Below are 848 nucleotides of genomic sequence, written 5' to 3'. Positions count from 1 at the left end.
GTTCAGGTCAAGAAGTGGACAATATCTTATAAACTTGAAGTACTATGTGTATATCATCAGGTAGCGTTTTTATTTACTTTGTTGTCAGCCAATATATTGGATAATATGGCAATAATACATTATGGAAGGAAAATGTGATGAGTAAAAAAATGACCATGGCGGAGATTTCAAGACAGCTTGGAATTTCAACAATGACCGTGTCACGTTACTTTAATGACGGTTATGTCTCGGCTGAAAATCGCCTTAAAATTGATGCTATCGTCAAAGAAAATCATTATACCCCTAATATATTTGCTCGTTCCATTCGTAGCCAATCTAATATTATTGGTTTCGTTGCTCCTCGCATTGAGTCATATACAACCAGTTTAGTAATCAAAGGGGCACTGGCGGCTGCCAATGAATCACAAGTACGAATGCTTTTTCATGCCTCAGGGTTTAACCATGAGTCAGAATGCCAAGCTGTGAGAGAGTTTAATGGCTTAAATGCATTGGGCACTATTATTATTGCTTCAAAGCACAGTGTCGAAGAGACGTTTTATCAAACCTTAGACAATGTGTTATTTATTGGTAAAAACACCCCCCACCATTGCTGTTTATATTACCCCGACCATGCTGCAATTAAAGCACTCGTTTCCCAAACCATCACTCAGTTAAAACAACAGCAGGCACCGCTGGCAGCCGTACATTATATTTATGATGAGCGTATGCTTTCTAGCCGTACTAAGTTGATGCAAGCCACCATTACTGACACCGTCCCTGAGTTGAATTTTTCACTACAAGCTCTAGCCAACTCGGAGGACAAAGCCGGCTACCAAGCAATTCAATTACAGCCTAATCATGTCTACTTT

Annotated in this window: 1 protein-coding gene; it reads left to right on the top strand. The window is 39.6% G+C overall.

The genetic code is table 11. The annotated features are described in order from the left end of the window. Positions 1-137: 137 nt before the first annotated feature. A partial coding sequence (locus AB4486_RS24480) for a LacI family DNA-binding transcriptional regulator (RefSeq protein WP_372119249.1) occupies positions 138-848 on the top strand: 711 nt, incomplete at its 3' end.

The sequence above is a fragment of the Vibrio sp. 10N.222.55.C6 genome (genome assembly GCF_041473395.1).
Classification (GTDB): Bacteria; Pseudomonadota; Gammaproteobacteria; order Enterobacterales; family Vibrionaceae; genus Vibrio; species Vibrio crassostreae_C.
This window is presented reverse-complemented; position numbering and strand designations above follow the sequence as displayed.